This is a genomic window from Veillonella sp. T11011-6 (genome assembly GCF_002959755.1).
Classification (GTDB): domain Bacteria; phylum Bacillota; class Negativicutes; order Veillonellales; family Veillonellaceae; genus Veillonella.
Map to the genome: position 1 here is coordinate 196,164 of NZ_PPCW01000001.1, position 16,185 is coordinate 212,348.

Sequence of the window (16,185 nt, forward strand, 5' to 3'; positions counted from 1 at the left end):
GAATGATGAAAGCCGCTCAACCTATGTTGGGCGGCTTTTTATGTATTAATATGTTATGTAAACTTTTTAACTCATAATAAAGTGTTCAATTATATGATTATATGATATGATAATTCATGAACTTTAGATGAAGTGTTGTTTGGGGTATAAATTTTGGGTGTAAGGGAGATAATTATGAACACATCAAAAGATAAACTATCTAGATATATGGATGCAGGTTTCCCTATTTTAATGTATAACACGTATGATGAGCCTAATGCTGTTAATATATTAACAAATCTAGGTGATAGTAGAACTGTAATTCAATGGTCAGAAATTGGTATGATAGTAAATGAATCAGATGCTAATGATATAACATTAGATTCGATGTTACAATTCTTGGTATCTACCGGTGGCGAAGATTTAAATTACTCTCTTATTATTTTGAAAGATATTAGACATCATATTGATAATCCAAAAGTTATTGGTCTTTTAAAATACATTGCTCAGTTAATTACTACAGGCAGAGTTGAAGAGTGTACATTAGTTTTATTGGGGGAAAATATTGAATTACCAATCGAATTGGAGCCATTCGTAACAATTATAGATGAAGATGCAGTTAAACCAAATGAGATAGCTTTATGTATTGAACAATTTTGTAACGAACAAGATATTCCAGTTGATAATATATTGAAAGGAAAGCTTGTTAATGCATTTAGAGGGCTATCAAAGTATGAGATTGAAAATATTTTAGCATTATCTTATGCAGATGATGGTGAAATTACATCTAATGATCTTGAGTTAGTGCTAGAACAAAAAAAACAAATTGTTAAGAAGTCTGGCGTTCTTGAGATGATTGCATTAGATGAAACCATGAATGATATTGGTGGTTTAGAAGTTTTAAAAGAATGGATTCAAAATAAGGCAAAAATATATAAAGATATTGATGCAGCTAAAGCTTTTGGTGTAGATATGCCAAAAGGAGTTCTTATTGCGGGCATTCCGGGTTGTGGTAAATCGTTAAGTGCTAAAGCGACTGCTAAACTATTTAATACTCCATTGTTAAGGTTAGATATGGGGCGAATTATGGGGAAGTATGTCGGTGAATCTGAACAAAATATGCGTAAAGCAATAAAGATAGCGGAAGATATATCTCCATGTGTTTTGTGGATTGATGAGATTGAAAAAGCGTTCTCTGGTGTTAGTGGTGGTTCATCTACAGGTGATATTACTAATAGATTACTTGGATCTTTTTTAACATGGCTACAAGAGAAGAAAAGCCAAGTTTTTGTTATTATGACTGCAAATGATGTGAATAAGTTACCTGCAGAATTGATACGTAAAGGTCGCCTTGATGAAGTATTTTTTGTTGAGTTTCCAAATAATAAAGAGCGAGAACAAATCTTTAAAATTCATCTAGAAAAAAGACGTCCAACAGATTTAGCTAATATAGATTTAGACAAAATTGTTAGTAAAACAGATGGATATAGTGGTGCAGATATTGAAGGTGTTGTAAAGGATGCTATAGAATTAGCTTTCACATCCGAACGTAACGTAGTTACTACTGAAGATATTATTAAATCTATTGATAATACACATTCATTAAAGGTTATCATGAGTAAATCTATAGATGATATGATTAAGATTTATAAAGAAAAGAAATTTAAAAATGCTTCAAAATAATGGAGGAATTATGGCAAATACTTTTAATGTGAAAGCATTTGAAGGTCTACTAAAAAAAGCAACTACTACTTATGATAATTCTGTAAATAAATCAGGTGTATCAAACCAAGTATGGTTAAAGGATTACTTTAAATCAGAAATGCCTGAAATAAATGAAAAAGAGGCTGATGAACTTGCAAAGTCTAGTATAGAATCGTTAGAACGTTATGAAAAAGCTCAAGATGATTATAAAAAGGCGAAATCGAATAATGTAAGTCGAAGTGCATGGCTTAATAATGCAATTTTAAAAGGTGGAGAAGTTTTTACTGCTGAAAGATTTACGCAATATTTATCTGAGATTGACAGTACACTTGTAAGATGTAATGAGGATATGATTAATGTAGTAACTACACAAGCAGGGACTATTAATCAAAATCCTAATTTAGATGGGTTTATAGCTGAACAAGAATTAGTAAATACATTTAATGCCAATGCAGCATTAGAGAATTCTAATTTTAGAGCACGTGTTTTGCAACCAGAAGCAGGACAAACATATGGTAAAAACTCTGTAGATATAGCTGTTGATGATAAGTTTTGGGGACAAAAGAATATACAGCGACACCAAGTAAAATTTGGTAAAGATGCAAATGCAACTGCCAATATGGTAAATGATAAAAATTATAATAATCAACGTATATTAGTCCCTAAAAGTCAAACTGACGTTGTTAAGTCAAAACTTAGTAAACAAAAAACAGTATCAGATCAAATTAAAACAGAAGATGGGGTTTCTTCTGATGCACTAAGTAAAAGACAAGCTAAAAATTTGCAAAATAGGGTACAAGATGGAAAAGCTTTAAGAAGGAAAGAATGGAGTTATTACGAAAATAAGCAACTAATCACTAATATTGGAAAACAAATGATGCTTGCTGGTATTACAGGCGCAGCTTTAGGTACCTCCATTAAAGTGATGGGCGATTTGCTGAGCGGTAGAGATGTTAAATCTGATGAAGTTATGAAAACTGCATTTATAACAGGTGCAGACTCGGGCGCTAAAGCTGCGACAACAGGTGCACTTGTAGTTGCAACACGAAAAGGTATTCTACCAATAGCTAAGAATACTTCTGCAGCATCATTGGGATTGGCTGGAGCAGTAATTATCGAAAATGCAAAAGTATTATATAAATTAGGAAATGGTGATATTACACCTATAGAAGCTGTTGATGGTATGGGAGAAGCTACCACTATTGGAGTAGCGAGCCATTTTGGTTTTTTATCTGGTGTAGAATTAGGTGCAACATTAGGATCTATAGCCCCTGGTATTGGTAATGTTATAGGTGGTATTGTTGGTGCTATTGCTGGGTCAGTCATTGGCAAGACAGTATATAATGGAGCAAAACGAATTGTAAAAGGTGCGGTAAGTACTGTTAAATCAGTTGGCAGTGCGATTTGTAGTGGTGTTAAATCTGTAGCGAAGGCTTTAAATCCATTTAATTGGTTTTAAAAGGTAATTATATATGGCAAAAAAGATAAAATTTCCATTAGAGTTTTCTAATGGTATAAAAGTTAGAACTTTAGAAGAATTACAGCAATATGCGGATGTTAAAAGTATATTAAGATATTATCATAATGAAAAATTAAAAATATGGTTAGAAGCACGTGATTATAATGATATAGTATCTCAGATTATCTCAATTGATACTAATGATACATCTTATGTTAATAAATTATGCAATATTCTTGGTATAGAGTATGAAGATTTAGATGTAGAAGTATATGAGATTCAGAAAAATGAAGAAAAGTTAAATCGATTGCGTTGTTTAACATCTGATGAAAATATATTATCTAGGGTGGAGAATATAGTATTTAATCAACAAGAATTAGATGATTTAGTTACTCAAATGCCCGAACTAATTTATTTATGCGCTAATGAAAACCAAATATATACTATCAATAAAAAACTTAAAAACATTAGATATATTGGGCTTTTTGGTAAACCAAGTATTCAAGTTGAGGCCGAAAATATGAGAGAATTATTCGATCTTGGAATTAAGTTTAAAGATATTGTATTGCCAGCATATTTACAAAAAAGTTTGAGACCTGATGTTGAATATAAAGGTGATAATTTCACATCTAATAAAGAAAATAGACAAAATAAAAGTAATAATGAGAAAAGAGGGTTATTTGAAACTTTGAATTCCCTAGGGTATAAAGTAAAATTTAAGGATTATGATTTGAAATAGGGCCTTTAATTTATTAGATTTTATGTTATAAGTCATAAGAACCTTAAATTTGCTAGACTATTTTGTGTTATAATAAAATATAAATTTTATAGTGTAAAACTATTTATATATATGAGGAACTATATATGGCAATTAGCAAAGAGATACAAAAATCTAGCGAAATGAAATTTGATGGTAAACTAATTAAAGTTACTTATGATATAGCTGATGTTAACGGTAATGAAGCGTGGCGTGAGGTTGTTCATCATCCTGGTGCTACAGCTATTGTGGTTGTTACAGAAGATAATAAGATTGTAATGGAACGCCAATTCCGTTATGCTTTGCAACAGCCTTTACTTGAAATTCCTGCAGGAAAACTTGATTCTAATGAAGAGCCTCTAAACTGTGCTAAACGTGAGTTAGCAGAGGAAACAGGGTATAGTGCGAACCAATGGATTCCATTAGGCACTATTGCAACAAGCCCAGGTTTCTGTAATGAAGTACTACATTTATATTTAGCAAAAGATCTTACTATGGGCGAAACTAATTGGGATCCAGATGAATACGTTGAACTTGAGTATTTTACTTTACCTGAATTATTAGAGGCTATCAAGGCGGAGCAAATTAAGGATAGCAAATCTTTGGCAGCGCTTATGCTTGCAATGCCGTACCTCAAATAATAGTACGTAATAGGAGGATATATGTTTAAACGAATTATCCTATTAGTTATGGACTCTGTAGGTATTGGTCATGCCGCAGATGCTGCAAAATTTGGTGATGAAGGATCTAATACATTAGGTCATATAGAATCAAAAGCAGGTAGAATTCATTGCCCAAATTTGAAATCCTTAGGACTCGGACTTATTGCCGATATTGCAGATACCGGTGAAAGCATTAACGGTGCTTTTGGTCGTATGGCGGAGCTCAGCACTGGTAAAGATACAACGAGTGGTCATTGGGAGATGATGGGGCATCCTGTTACCGTTCCATTCCCAACCTTTTACGAAGGTTTTCCAAAAGAATTAATGGATACTTTCACAAAGGAAACGGGCTATGGTTATTTAGGTAATGAAGTTGCATCTGGTACAGAAATTATTGAACGGCTAGGTGCGGAGCATATTAAAACGGGAAAACCTATTGTATATACCTCGGCAGATTCGGTATTTCAAATTGCAGCCCATGAGGATGTGATTCCTTTAGATGAGCTATATCGTATATGCCAAATTACCCGTGATAAGGTTTGCGTTGGAGACTACTATGTAGGCCGTATCATAGCACGTCCATTTGTAGGTGAACTTGGTAGTTTTGTACGCACATCTAACCGTCATGACTATAGTCGCATGCCGGAGAAAAAAATGGTACAACAAGAGTTACAAGATGCGGATGTTCCAACTGTAGCAGTCGGTAAAATTGGAGATATTTATGCCCATGTTGGTTGGGATGAAAGTTATCCTACAAAATCTAATGCTCATGGCATGAATATGGTTCCATATCTATTAGGGGCTACATTTGATTACGGTCTTATGATGGTTAATCTTGTTGAGTTTGATAGCCTTTACGGTCATCGCAGAAATGTAGAAGGCTATAAACGAGCTATTGAAGATTTTGATTACCAACTTGGTGGTTTAATACCAATGCTCAATGATGACGATTTATTGCTTATTACTGCGGACCATGGTAATGATCCAACCTGGAAGGGAACAGATCATACCCGTGAATTAGTACCTATTCTTGGATATAGTCCACGAATGAATGGACCTATAAATCTTGGAGATAGAAAAAGTTTTGCAGACATAGGTGAAACAGTTTTAGAAAACTTTGGTTTAAAACAATGGGGCATTGGAACATCGTTTTTAGAGAAACTTAGTAAATAATTTTTAATGTAATATCTAAAAAGAAGCTTTATTATTAAGGAGTAAACTATATTTTCATATAATAAGTTCTTGCGTCACAATATCTAGTATGATATAATCATTCAGGTATAAGAAACGATTTTTAAGGAGGTGACTCAATTGCCAAACATTAAATCCAGTATTAGAAGCGTAAAAACGGATGCTGAACGTCGTGCGAAAAACGCCGCTGTGAAATCTCAAATCCGTACAGCAGCTCGTAAAACCGTTGAAGCTGTTCAAGCAGGCGCAGTAGAAGAAGCAAAACAAGCACTTGTTCATGCTACTAGCGTAATTGATAAAGCAGCCTCCAAAGGTGTACTTCATAAAAACACTGCAGCTCGCAAAAAATCCAATCTTGCAGCTAAAGTAAACGCTTTATAATTTGAGCGTCAACAACCTCTTGTTGCCTAGCGATACGGGGTTGTTTTTTTATATCTACATCTTTAAAGGGACTCTCTATTGAGAGTCCCTTTTTGCATATATAATAAGTTACCTTATGTTATAATAAAGGATAGAATTAAGTGAGGTGTCTTATGAAAAAATTAATGATTATAGATGGTAGTAGTTTGTTATTCCGTGCGTTCTTTGCATTACCACCGTTGAAGTCTGCTTTAGGTACTCCAACGAATGCGGTGTACGGTTTCTTAACAATGCTCATTAAATTGTACGAAGAAATCAATCCGGATTATATTGCTGTAGCATTTGATAAAGGTCGTCAGACATTCCGTACAGAAATGTATAGCGAATATAAAGGTAATCGTCCAGATGCACCAGAGGATTTACGACCTCAATTTAGCCTTATTCAAGATGTATTAAAAGCATTGGGCATTTGTGTTATCGAAGAAGAAGGTTTTGAAGGGGACGATATCCTCGGATCCTTAAGTAAGAAATTTGGTACACCAGAGATGGCCGTTAAAATTATTACTGGTGACCGCGATAACCTTCAACTCGTAACAGAACATAGTCATGTATTCCTAACTAAAAAAGGCATTTCTGACATGTTAGAGGTTACTTTAGATAACATGGAGGAACTTTATGGTTATGGTCCTGATAAGGTTATTGAAATGAAAGCTCTTATGGGGGATTCTTCCGATAATATTCCAGGTGTACCAGGTGTAGGTGAAAAAACGGCTCTTAAATTGATTACAGAATACGGTAATCTTGAGTCTGTATATGACCACATTGAAGATATTTCTGGTAAGAAATTAAAAGAGCGACTAGTTGAAAACAAAGACTTAGCGTTCTTATCTCGTGAGTTAGCTACCATCAAAACGGATATGGACTTATCTTACAAGGTAGAAGACTTTGTACAAAATTTCCATACCTCTGAGGTACAGCCTTTATTTGAAACTTTAGGTTTTACCAAATTAACCCCTCGTATCGTTCAAGTGATGGGCGGAGAGGAAGCAGCTTTTGGTGATCCCGGCTCTTTATTTGCTCCACAAGAGGAAATTTCTCTAGACGATTTAGCAGATGCAAAAGCATTGACTTCTGATTTCTATACAGATAAAACGGTGGCAGTACATGTTGTGTTAGATGGTAAGACTCCATTTAGAACAGTAACGAATGCGTATTTATCTAATGGTGATACTATTGTAAAAACTGATGATACTAAAGCTGTATTAGCTGTTTTACAAGGTGCTAAAGCCATCGTTACAACTCAAACTAAAGAGATTATTGAAGCCTTTGGTGAAGATGCACCAGCTGAGATTTCTTTATTCAATGATGATAAAACAGCTCGTGTCCATGATATGTCTCTTCTAGCATACTTGTTAGATCCTACGCGTACTAACTACGGGTATCTATATTTAACGGAACGTTTCTCTGTGCCTAGTATTGCCAGCGGTAGCGTAGATGTAGAGTGTGTATCTATGGTGAAAGCATTACTTGCTATGAACGATGTAGCTTGTGAATCTGCTCGACGTGAAGAGTTATGGTCTTTATATGAAACTATTGAGTTGCCATTGATTCATACATTAGTAGTAATGGAGAAAAATGGTATATACATTGATACAAATAAACTGGCTGAAACGACAGCTCGCTTTAAAGAGGAATTAGCTCAAGTACAACAAGAGATTTATGATTTGGCAGGTGAAACTTTCAACATAAACTCTCCTAAACAACTAGGTGTTATCTTATTCGAAAAGATGAACTTACCAGTTATTAAGAAGACTAAGACTGGATATTCTACGGATGCTGAAGTACTTGATATGCTACGTAATGAGAGTCCAATCGTGGAAAAAATCTTGGCATACCGTTCTGTAGCAAAATTAGTATCTACCTATTGTGAAGGCTTGGCAGTTCTTATTAATGATAAGACTAAGCGTATTCATACAACGTTTAATCAAATGGTTACGGCTACAGGACGTCTCAGTTCCTCTGATCCTAACCTACAAAATATTCCTGTTCGTACTGAAAAAGGCCGTGAAATTCGTGCTTTATTCTATCCTGGTGCAGGGTATGACACATTAGTGAGTGCCGATTATTCTCAAATTGAGTTACGTATTTTAGCGCATCTTTCTGGCGATGAAGCTTTGATCAAAGCCTTTGTTGATGGTAAGGATATTCACCGTTTTACTGCGGCAGAGGTACTAGGTAAAGCTCAAGAGGATGTAACAAGCGAAGAGCGTTCTCATGCAAAGGCCATTAACTTCGGTATTATTTATGGTATTTCTGATTTTGGCTTATCTCGCGACCTTGGTATCACACGAGGAGAAGCTAAAAACTATATTGATTTATACTTTAGCCGTTATCCTAAGGTTAAAGAGTACATGGATCGTATGGTTCAGGAGGCCCATGAATCTGGTAAGGTTAGAACCATGTTCGGCCGTCAACGCGAACTTCCTGATATTAACAGCCGCAACTTTAACCGTCGTTCCTTTGCTGAACGTACGGCGATGAATACACCAATTCAAGGTACTGCTGCAGATATTATCAAGTTAGCAATGAACCAAGTTGAGCAAAAACTAGAGGAAGGAAACTTCAAATCTCGACTTTTATTACAAGTACATGACGAACTTGTATTAGAAGTAGTAAATGAAGAATTAGAAGCAGTTGAAGAATTATTGCGTTCTACAATGCAATCTGTCGTAGAATTACATGTTCCTCTTATTGTAGATGTGCATCATGCTGAGAACTGGGCATTGGTAAAATAGTTTAATTGATAGTATTACGTGTTAGAAGGTATATATGTTTAAAATAGGCTTAACTGGTGGTATTGCATCAGGCAAGAGTACAGTCCTTACCTATTTTAAGGACAAAGGAATACCCTATATCGATGCTGATATTGTAGCTCGCGAAGTAGTAGAGCCAGGGACTGAGGGCTTAAATGCCATTGTAGATACCTTTGGTTCTAATGTTTTACAGGATGATGGCACACTCAATCGTGAAGCGCTTGGTGCTATAGTCTTTCACAATGAAGAAAAACGACAATTATTAAATAGCTGTCTAAAAACACATATACGCAATCGTATTATGGAATTGACATCTCAATATGAACAAGGTAATACGCCAATTTTAATCTATGATATTCCATTACTCATCGAAGGGGAATGGTATACCATGATGGATGAGGTGTGGCTTGTTTATGTAAACGAGCCTACTCAGATAGATCGCTTAATGAGTCGCAATGGATATACTAGAGAGTATGCTTTGGCTCGCATCAATAGTCAAATGCGACTCGACGATAAACGTTCTTATGCAGATGTAATCATTGATAATAATGGTACGCCTCATGATTTGACAGTACAGTTGAATACTATTTGGAATGAGCGTATAGAGACAGTTTTACAAGAAACGAAATAATTGTCTATTGTGTACTAAAATTGGTATATAAAAATAACTATTAAATGGTATAATAAGCCCATAAAATTTAGTATAATAGTAACCTAATATTTGGTGGATTAGTATATTGTATCGATATTAAAATCGGATAAAGATTGTGTAAGGAAAGGGGGATATATGAAACGTGCAACGGCAACGGCGCTATCGTGCGTCGTACTTGGGTGGTTTTATTTTACTCATTTAGATGATCCTATAGCGCGTCAAGTGGCGTACCCCTTTAACTATAGAGATGTAGTGATGGCTGCAGCTGAAAAGGAACAAGTACCACCCTCCTTGGTAGCTAGTGTTATCTTAGCTGAAAGTAAATATAAAAATACTGCCGAATCAGAAACAGGCGCTCTTGGATTGATGCAACTTATGCCTGATACGGCACGCTGGGTAGCTCAACAAGTTGGACATGGAAATTATACAGATCGCCAGTTAAAAGAGCCTGAAACTAATATTGAGTTAGGTACATGGTACCTAGGTCATTTGTTAAAGGAATTTAATGGTGATGAGGTGCAAGCGTTAGCTGCGTACAATGCGGGACGTGGTCATGTGGAATCTTGGCTCAATGAGAATAAATGGAATGGCATGGTTGATACCATACCTTTTCCTGAAACGCGTAGCTATGTAAAAGCTGTCTTACAGTATCAAGAAAAGTACGAGGCATTATATGGAAACGATTATTGAAGCTTGTAAAGCATTAGATTATTCATGGTTGCCTCAGCAGATTGAGGGATTTACTTTAGTGGCGTCCAATGAAGCTGATTATACGGCACTACTTGAGCGTCTCGGAGCCGGTGAAGAGGTATTAAAGGTACCTATTTTCCATTATCAAAATAATTGGGGGTGGCGATGGTCTGCCTTATATGATAAAGAGGTAGAGGACTATACAGTACATATTGAAATGCCACTATTTTCTTTTGTTGATATTTCTTTTGTACGTGCTGATTTAGAGTCTTTCTGGCAAGGATTACAAGATCGCTGTGTCAAAGGGTTAACGAATATGTTAATAGAGCCAGCGAATAACTTTACCTTTACCTATCGTCGTCGAGGCATTCCTAAATGGGATTTTTCCGAGGTTATGCCTAAAGAACTAGAAGGCTTTGTATGTGATGTTGATCCAGCTCATGCAATCCGGATGATTAATGGTTCTTTTATTATCGGTGAGTATCGTAAGATGGACGAATGTACAGGATTATTGCTATATTATAACGAATTGCGTGATGAATACTTTGCAGAACTTCGTTATAAAAACTATCCTGAAATAGACCATCACCTAGATGCTAAAAATTTAGATGATTTAACTGCAGTTCTACGTGAACATTTGGGTCCTATATTAAAAGGATTAAATGAACGCGCTGACTAAGGATAATCATTATATATGACTATGCTATTTTTTGAGTTATTTTATATTCATATGAAATAATCTAAGTGGGAATGTTTGGTTAAAGCCCATAAGAAAGCGTAGAATTTGTATATACACAGCAAATGTGATATACTATATATGACTTTTATATAAATCTTTTAAAAGAGTGGGCTTATGTCCACTCTTTCATTTATGATTAGCCTAATTAAGGTATTTGAAAAAAAGAGATATATACAAGATGTAGTAATGAAGGAGGCGATGGCTATGAAGAGAGAAGCAGTAGAGGAATTTGTATCCTCTGTAGTTGAAGGTATTATAGCCGGCACCGAAATGGAACTAGTCGATGTAGATTACGTTCGTGAACGCGATTGGTATTTGCGTGTCTACCTTGATAAACCAGGTGGTGTAGATTTGGATGATTGTCAGATGGTTAGCGAAAAACTAAGTGCTGTCCTCGACGAAAAGGATCCAATTACGGAAAACTATTTATTGGAAGTATCTTCTCCAGGCCTAGATCGAGTTCTTAAGAAGGATAAGGACTTGATTCGCTATAATGGTCGTGATGTTGATATTCAGCTATTTAAACCGATCAATGGCAGTAAACAATTTACTGGTGCATTAGAAGGTTTTACAGACACAACTATCGATTTTACTATCAATGGTGAAAGTATGACATTCGAACGGTCTGCCATTGCACAAATTCGATTACATCTTGATTTTTAATATATGGAGGCATACGAGTGAGTCAAGAATTAATTCAAGCGGTAATGGTGCTTACAAAGCAAAAAGGTTTTGCTCCTGAGGTTATTTTTGAATCCTTAGAGGCTGCATTGTTGCAAGCATATCGCAAAGAACCAACATCTAATCCAGATGCTTACGTTGTGATCGATCGTGAAACAGGCGTTTATAAAGTAATGGCTAAAAAACAAGTGGTAGAAACTGTAGAATTGCCAGAAACAGAAATTAGCTTGTTAGAAGCTCGCAAAATTGACAAACGTTTTGAAATTGGTGACGTAGTAGAAGTTGATGTTACTCCAGCTAACTTTGGCCGTAGTGCTGCCCATACTGCAAAACAAATGCTTATTCAACGTTTGAAAGAGGCTGAACGTAGCGTAGTATATGAAGAATACTATAGTCGTGAAGGCGATATCATCACTGGCGTTATTACACGTGTAGAAGGTAAAAATGTGTTTATCGACTTAGGTAAAACAGAAGCTATTTTACCTCCTACAGAACAAATTGCTAGCGAAACATATCGCGAAGGGGATCGTATTAAATGCTACATCGTAGAGGTTAAGAAAACTACGAAGGGCCCTCAAATCATGATTTCCCGTACACATCCTGGTTTATTGAAACGCCTCTTTGAATTAGAGGTGCCAGAAATTTATGAAGGTGTAGTAGAGCTTAAATCCGTAGCTCGTGAGCCTGGTATGCGTTCCAAAATTGCTGTATACAGTCGCGATGAAAACGTTGATCCAGTAGGTGCTTGCGTAGGTCCTAAAGGTCAACGTGTACAACATATCGTTGATGAATTACACGATGAAAAAATTGATATCGTTAAATGGGATGAAGATCCAGCAATTTATATCGCTAACTCCTTGAGTCCAGCAAAGGTTGTATCTGTTGATGTAAGTGAAGAAGAAAAATCCTCTTACGTTGTAGTTCCTGATTACCAATTATCCTTGGCAATTGGTAAAGCTGGTCAAAATGCTCGATTGGCAGCCAAATTAACTAACTGGAAAATCGATATTAAGAGTGAAACTCAAGCAGCTGAAGAACCTTTTGCAGGTTTCGGAAATGCTGAGGACGGTGAATAGTCATGAAACCGAAATCCCAACCTATGCGCACATGCGTAGGATGTGGTGAGCCTAAGGCGAAACGTGAATTAATTCGCGTAGCCTTAAGTCCAGATGGCAATATCAGTATTGACCGTACTGGAAAAGCACCGGGGCGTGGAGCGTATTTATGTGAGTCCATGTCATGCTTTGAGCAAGCCTATAAGGCTAAGCGATTAGAACGGTCATTAAAGCATAGTGTATCGAAAGATATATACGAAGCATTACAACGTGATTTACAAGAGAATGAGTAATCACTGATATACATGAATGAAGATAAAATTTTAAATCTCTTAGGATTAGCACAACGAGCTGGCAAGGTTATTTCTGGTGACTTTATCGTAGAAAAAGCCATGAAGAGAAAGGAACCTAAACTAGTCCTTCTCGCTGGCGATTGTGCATCCAATAATGAAAAGAAATATAATCAATTAGCAGAAACACATCATATCCCACTTCGTAGCATTGGTACTAAAGAAACTTTAGGAACTGCTATTGGTAAAGAGGTTCGGGTAGTGGTCGCAGTACTAGATGATGGATTTGCAAAGGCGTTACTAAAAGAGATTGATCGATAATAAGGGGGTATGTAGATGTCCAAAAAGCGCGTTCATGAAATCGCCAAAGAGTTTGGCGTAGAAAGTAAGCAGGTCATTTCTATCTTGCAACAACATAATATTAATGTTACAAAAGCAGTAAACTCTGTAGATGATTCAGGCTATGATATTGTTAAAAAACAATTAAGTAAGAAAGCTGAAGCACCTAAAGCTACACAAAAGGTAGAACAAAAATCTGCTCCAACAGCAGCACATAAACAAGAGGCTGCACCACATAAACAACAAAATCCAAATCGTTCTAACGAATACAAAAAGGATAATCATAAACAAGGTGGTCAAAAACAAGACGATCAATCTAAACAAAACGACCATAAAAAGGGCAATGTACGTCATGTACAAATCTCTGAGCCTACACGTAAATCCGAAGGTAACCAACAATCTGGTGACCGCGCTACTAACCGCCCTAACAATAACAGAAATAATGATAATCGTAATAACGGTCGCCCTAATGATGCTCGTAATAACGATAATCGCAATAACGACAATCGAAACAATGATAACCGCAATTCTAATAACAATGATCGTCGTAACAAGAAGAATAAAAAAGGTGGCAATAACCGCCCTCAATCCTTGTTATCTACATCTATGCAAAAGAAAAAGAATCGCGTAAAACATCGTAACGAACAATACTTACAACAAAAAGCTGAAGCTGAACGTAAGGCTGAAGCAGCGATTGCTACAGAAATCGAATTATCTGGTCCTTTAACTGTTAAGGAACTAGCTGAAAAGATGGGCCGTGAAGTATCTGAAATCATCAAAAAATTGATGCTTTTAGGTGTTATGGCTAGTATTAACCAAGAGGTTGATGTTGATACAGCTACAATCGTAGCTGAAGAGTTTGGTGTAACTGTAACAGAAGTAGAACCTGAAGAAGATCCTACAGATGTTATTGAAATTGAAGATGCACCAGAAACATTGAAACCTCGTCCTCCAGTTGTTACTATCATGGGTCACGTTGACCATGGTAAAACATCCTTATTGGACGTAATTCGTCAAACTAATGTAACAGCAGGCGAAGCAGGTGGTATCACTCAACATATCGGTGCATACCAAGTTCGTTATAACGACAATAAAATTACATTCCTTGATACTCCAGGTCATGAAGCGTTTACGGCTATGCGTCTTCGTGGTGCTAAATCTACAGATATCGCAGTTCTTGTAGTAGCTGCCGATGATGGTGTAATGCCTCAAACTATTGAAGCCATTAACCATGCTAAATCTGCTGATGTACCAATTATTGTTGCTATCAACAAAATGGATAAACCAGGTGCTAACCCAGACCATGTTAAACAACAATTGGCTGAACATGGACTTTTACCAGAAGAATGGGGCGGCGATGTAATCATGGTTCCAGTATCTGCTAAACAAAAACAAGGTATCGACGATTTGCTCGAAAATATCTTGCTTGTAGCAGAAGTTATGGAATTGAAAGCTAATCCTAACCGTAAAGCATACGGCGTAGTTATCGAGGCTCAACTTGATAAAGGTCGTGGTGCTGTATGTACAGTACTAGTACAAAAAGGCTCCCTCCGTGTAGGTGATACTGTACTTGCTGGTACAGCATACGGTAAAGTACGTGCTATGACAAATGAACGTGGCGAAAAGGTAAAAGTAGCTCGTCCATCTATGCCAGTGGAAATCTTGGGTTTCTCCGAAGTTCCACAAGCTGGTGAAATCATCAATGGTATGGATGATAATGAAGCTCGTGCTATTGCAGAAAAACGTATTGCAAAACAACGCGTTCAAGAATTGCAAGCAACTCACAAGGTTACATTGGATGATATCTTCAACCAAATTCAACAAGGCGAGTTAAAAGACCTTAACATCATCATTAAAGCTGACGTTCAAGGTTCTGTAGAAGCATTACGTCAATCCTTGGAAGGCATTAAAAACCCAGAAGTACGTATCGTAATCGTTCATGCTGCAGTAGGTGCTATCAACGAGTCTGATATTATGTTGGCTTCTGCATCTAATGCAATTGTAATGGGCTTCAATGTACGTCCAGATGCTAATGTTCGTCGTGCTGCAGAAAATGAAAAAGTTGACCTTCGTACATATCGCGTAATCTATGATGCTATCAATGATGTTGAGTCTGCGATGCGTGGTATGTTAGCTCCTCAATTCAAAGAGGTTGTCGTTGGTCGTGCAGAGGTGCGTCAAGTTATCTCTACACCTAAGGCTATAGTTGCCGGTTCTTATGTAACAGAAGGTCGTATTACTAACGATTCTGAAGTTCGTTTGATCCGTGATGGTATTGTCGTATTTGAAGGTAAGGTTGACTCTTTACGTCGATTCAAAGACGAAGTTAAAGAAGTTAAAACATCCTTCGAATGTGGTATTTCCTTAGAAGGTTACCGCGACATCAAGGAAGGCGACGTAATCGAAGCGTACTTGATGGAAGAAATTGCACCTCAAATTTAGGAGGTTTATATGAGTGACGTTCGTGTCAGAAAATTACAAGAATTCATCAAACAAGAGGTAAGTCAAATGTTGATGCGCGGATTGAAAGATCCACGCATCGGCTTCACTACTATTACCGATGTTCATGTAACAGGTGATTTGCGTGAAGCTACGATTTATGTTTCTTTGTTTGGTTCCGATAAGGAAAAAGAAGATACACTTATTGCTTTAAAGCATGCAGCAGGTCATATTCGTACTGAGCTCGGTAAGGTATTGAAATTGCGCCATATTCCTTCTATCACATTTGATAAGGATACGTCTTTAGACTATAGCATGCATATTGAATCCCTTTTGAATGAAATCAAAAAGGACGAAGAAAAAAATTAACACAAA

At 36.5% G+C, this 16,185-nt stretch carries 16 protein-coding genes; all 16 read left to right on the top strand.

The genetic code is table 11. The annotated features are described in order from the left end of the window. Nucleotides 1–174 precede the first annotated feature (174 nt). The 16 genes from VRHSUH10_RS00855 (at nucleotide 175) to rbfA (ending at nucleotide 16,179) form a co-directional block, all read left to right on the top strand. On the top strand, nucleotides 175–1,662 hold the full coding sequence (locus tag VRHSUH10_RS00855) for an AAA family ATPase (protein ID WP_105089085.1): 1,488 nt from the start codon (nucleotides 175–177) through the stop codon (nucleotides 1,660–1,662). 10 nt (nucleotides 1,663–1,672) lie between these two features. Continuing rightward, nucleotides 1,673–3,142 (top strand): hypothetical protein, encoded by a 1,470-nt coding sequence (locus VRHSUH10_RS00860; protein ID WP_105089086.1) that lies wholly within the window; start codon nucleotides 1,673–1,675, stop codon nucleotides 3,140–3,142. A gap of 13 nt (nucleotides 3,143–3,155) precedes the next feature. Beyond that, on the top strand, nucleotides 3,156–3,881 hold the full coding sequence (locus VRHSUH10_RS00865; RefSeq protein ID WP_105089087.1) for a hypothetical protein: 726 nt from the start codon (nucleotides 3,156–3,158) through the stop codon (nucleotides 3,879–3,881). A 125-nt stretch (nucleotides 3,882–4,006) separates the two neighbouring features. Next, nucleotides 4,007–4,540 carry an NUDIX hydrolase gene (locus VRHSUH10_RS00870; RefSeq protein WP_105089088.1) on the top strand — a complete coding sequence of 178 codons (534 nt, stop codon included), beginning with the start codon at nucleotides 4,007–4,009 and terminating at the stop codon, nucleotides 4,538–4,540. Nucleotides 4,541–4,561: 21 nt separating this feature from the next. Next, nucleotides 4,562–5,734, top strand: a complete 1,173-nt coding sequence (locus VRHSUH10_RS00875; protein WP_105089089.1) for a phosphopentomutase — start codon at nucleotides 4,562–4,564, stop codon at nucleotides 5,732–5,734. Nucleotides 5,735–5,872: 138 nt separating this feature from the next. Beyond that, nucleotides 5,873–6,133: a 30S ribosomal protein S20 gene (rpsT, locus tag VRHSUH10_RS00880; RefSeq protein ID WP_004692998.1), complete on the top strand. Its 261-nt coding sequence runs from the start codon at nucleotides 5,873–5,875 to the stop codon at nucleotides 6,131–6,133. 152 nt (nucleotides 6,134–6,285) lie between these two features. Then, nucleotides 6,286–8,907, top strand: a complete 2,622-nt coding sequence (gene polA, locus VRHSUH10_RS00885) for a DNA polymerase I (protein ID WP_105089090.1) — start codon at nucleotides 6,286–6,288, stop codon at nucleotides 8,905–8,907. 34 nt (nucleotides 8,908–8,941) lie between these two features. Continuing rightward, nucleotides 8,942–9,556 (top strand): dephospho-CoA kinase, encoded by a 615-nt coding sequence (gene coaE / locus VRHSUH10_RS00890; RefSeq protein ID WP_105089091.1) that lies wholly within the window; start codon nucleotides 8,942–8,944, stop codon nucleotides 9,554–9,556. Nucleotides 9,557–9,712: 156 nt separating this feature from the next. After that, nucleotides 9,713–10,267 (top strand): lytic transglycosylase domain-containing protein, encoded by a 555-nt coding sequence (locus tag VRHSUH10_RS00895; RefSeq protein ID WP_105089092.1) that lies wholly within the window; start codon nucleotides 9,713–9,715, stop codon nucleotides 10,265–10,267. After that, on the top strand, nucleotides 10,251–10,946 hold the full coding sequence (locus VRHSUH10_RS00900) for a hypothetical protein (RefSeq protein ID WP_105089093.1): 696 nt from the start codon (nucleotides 10,251–10,253) through the stop codon (nucleotides 10,944–10,946). The genes VRHSUH10_RS00895 and VRHSUH10_RS00900 overlap by 17 nt, the downstream gene beginning before the upstream one ends. A gap of 264 nt (nucleotides 10,947–11,210) precedes the next feature. Then, nucleotides 11,211–11,669 carry a ribosome maturation factor RimP gene (gene rimP, locus VRHSUH10_RS00905; RefSeq protein WP_105089540.1) on the top strand — a complete coding sequence of 153 codons (459 nt, stop codon included), beginning with the start codon at nucleotides 11,211–11,213 and terminating at the stop codon, nucleotides 11,667–11,669. A 17-nt stretch (nucleotides 11,670–11,686) separates the two neighbouring features. Beyond that, on the top strand, nucleotides 11,687–12,763 hold the full coding sequence (gene nusA / locus VRHSUH10_RS00910) for a transcription termination factor NusA (protein ID WP_105089094.1): 1,077 nt from the start codon (nucleotides 11,687–11,689) through the stop codon (nucleotides 12,761–12,763). Nucleotides 12,764–12,765: 2 nt separating this feature from the next. After that, nucleotides 12,766–13,035: an RNase P modulator RnpM gene (gene rnpM / locus VRHSUH10_RS00915; RefSeq protein ID WP_105089095.1), complete on the top strand. Its 270-nt coding sequence runs from the start codon at nucleotides 12,766–12,768 to the stop codon at nucleotides 13,033–13,035. Nucleotides 13,036–13,047: 12 nt separating this feature from the next. Continuing rightward, nucleotides 13,048–13,353 (top strand): ribosomal L7Ae/L30e/S12e/Gadd45 family protein, encoded by a 306-nt coding sequence (locus VRHSUH10_RS00920; RefSeq protein ID WP_105089096.1) that lies wholly within the window; start codon nucleotides 13,048–13,050, stop codon nucleotides 13,351–13,353. A 15-nt stretch (nucleotides 13,354–13,368) separates the two neighbouring features. Beyond that, nucleotides 13,369–15,813 (top strand): translation initiation factor IF-2, encoded by a 2,445-nt coding sequence (infB, locus tag VRHSUH10_RS00925; protein WP_105089097.1) that lies wholly within the window; start codon nucleotides 13,369–13,371, stop codon nucleotides 15,811–15,813. A gap of 9 nt (nucleotides 15,814–15,822) precedes the next feature. Continuing rightward, entirely contained in the window at nucleotides 15,823–16,179 is a 357-nt protein-coding gene (rbfA, locus tag VRHSUH10_RS00930) for a 30S ribosome-binding factor RbfA (protein WP_005386857.1), read from the top strand. Nucleotides 16,180–16,185: the final 6 nt, after the last annotated feature.

Coding starts and splice junctions, on each gene's coding strand:
- VRHSUH10_RS00920 (WP_105089096.1), top strand. CDS start 13,048: ATGAATGAAGATAAAATTTTAAATCTCTTAGGATTAGCACAACGAGCT.
- infB (WP_105089097.1), top strand. CDS start 13,369: ATGTCCAAAAAGCGCGTTCATGAAATCGCCAAAGAGTTTGGCGTAGAA.
- polA (WP_105089090.1), top strand. CDS start 6,286: ATGAAAAAATTAATGATTATAGATGGTAGTAGTTTGTTATTCCGTGCG.
- rbfA (WP_005386857.1), top strand. CDS start 15,823: ATGAGTGACGTTCGTGTCAGAAAATTACAAGAATTCATCAAACAAGAG.
- VRHSUH10_RS00870 (WP_105089088.1), top strand. CDS start 4,007: ATGGCAATTAGCAAAGAGATACAAAAATCTAGCGAAATGAAATTTGAT.
- VRHSUH10_RS00855 (WP_105089085.1), top strand. CDS start 175: ATGAACACATCAAAAGATAAACTATCTAGATATATGGATGCAGGTTTC.
- rnpM (WP_105089095.1), top strand. CDS start 12,766: ATGAAACCGAAATCCCAACCTATGCGCACATGCGTAGGATGTGGTGAG.
- VRHSUH10_RS00860 (WP_105089086.1), top strand. CDS start 1,673: ATGGCAAATACTTTTAATGTGAAAGCATTTGAAGGTCTACTAAAAAAA.
- rimP (WP_105089540.1), top strand. CDS start 11,211: ATGAAGAGAGAAGCAGTAGAGGAATTTGTATCCTCTGTAGTTGAAGGT.
- VRHSUH10_RS00895 (WP_105089092.1), top strand. CDS start 9,713: ATGAAACGTGCAACGGCAACGGCGCTATCGTGCGTCGTACTTGGGTGG.
- VRHSUH10_RS00900 (WP_105089093.1), top strand. CDS start 10,251: ATGGAAACGATTATTGAAGCTTGTAAAGCATTAGATTATTCATGGTTG.
- VRHSUH10_RS00865 (WP_105089087.1), top strand. CDS start 3,156: ATGGCAAAAAAGATAAAATTTCCATTAGAGTTTTCTAATGGTATAAAA.
- VRHSUH10_RS00875 (WP_105089089.1), top strand. CDS start 4,562: ATGTTTAAACGAATTATCCTATTAGTTATGGACTCTGTAGGTATTGGT.
- coaE (WP_105089091.1), top strand. CDS start 8,942: ATGTTTAAAATAGGCTTAACTGGTGGTATTGCATCAGGCAAGAGTACA.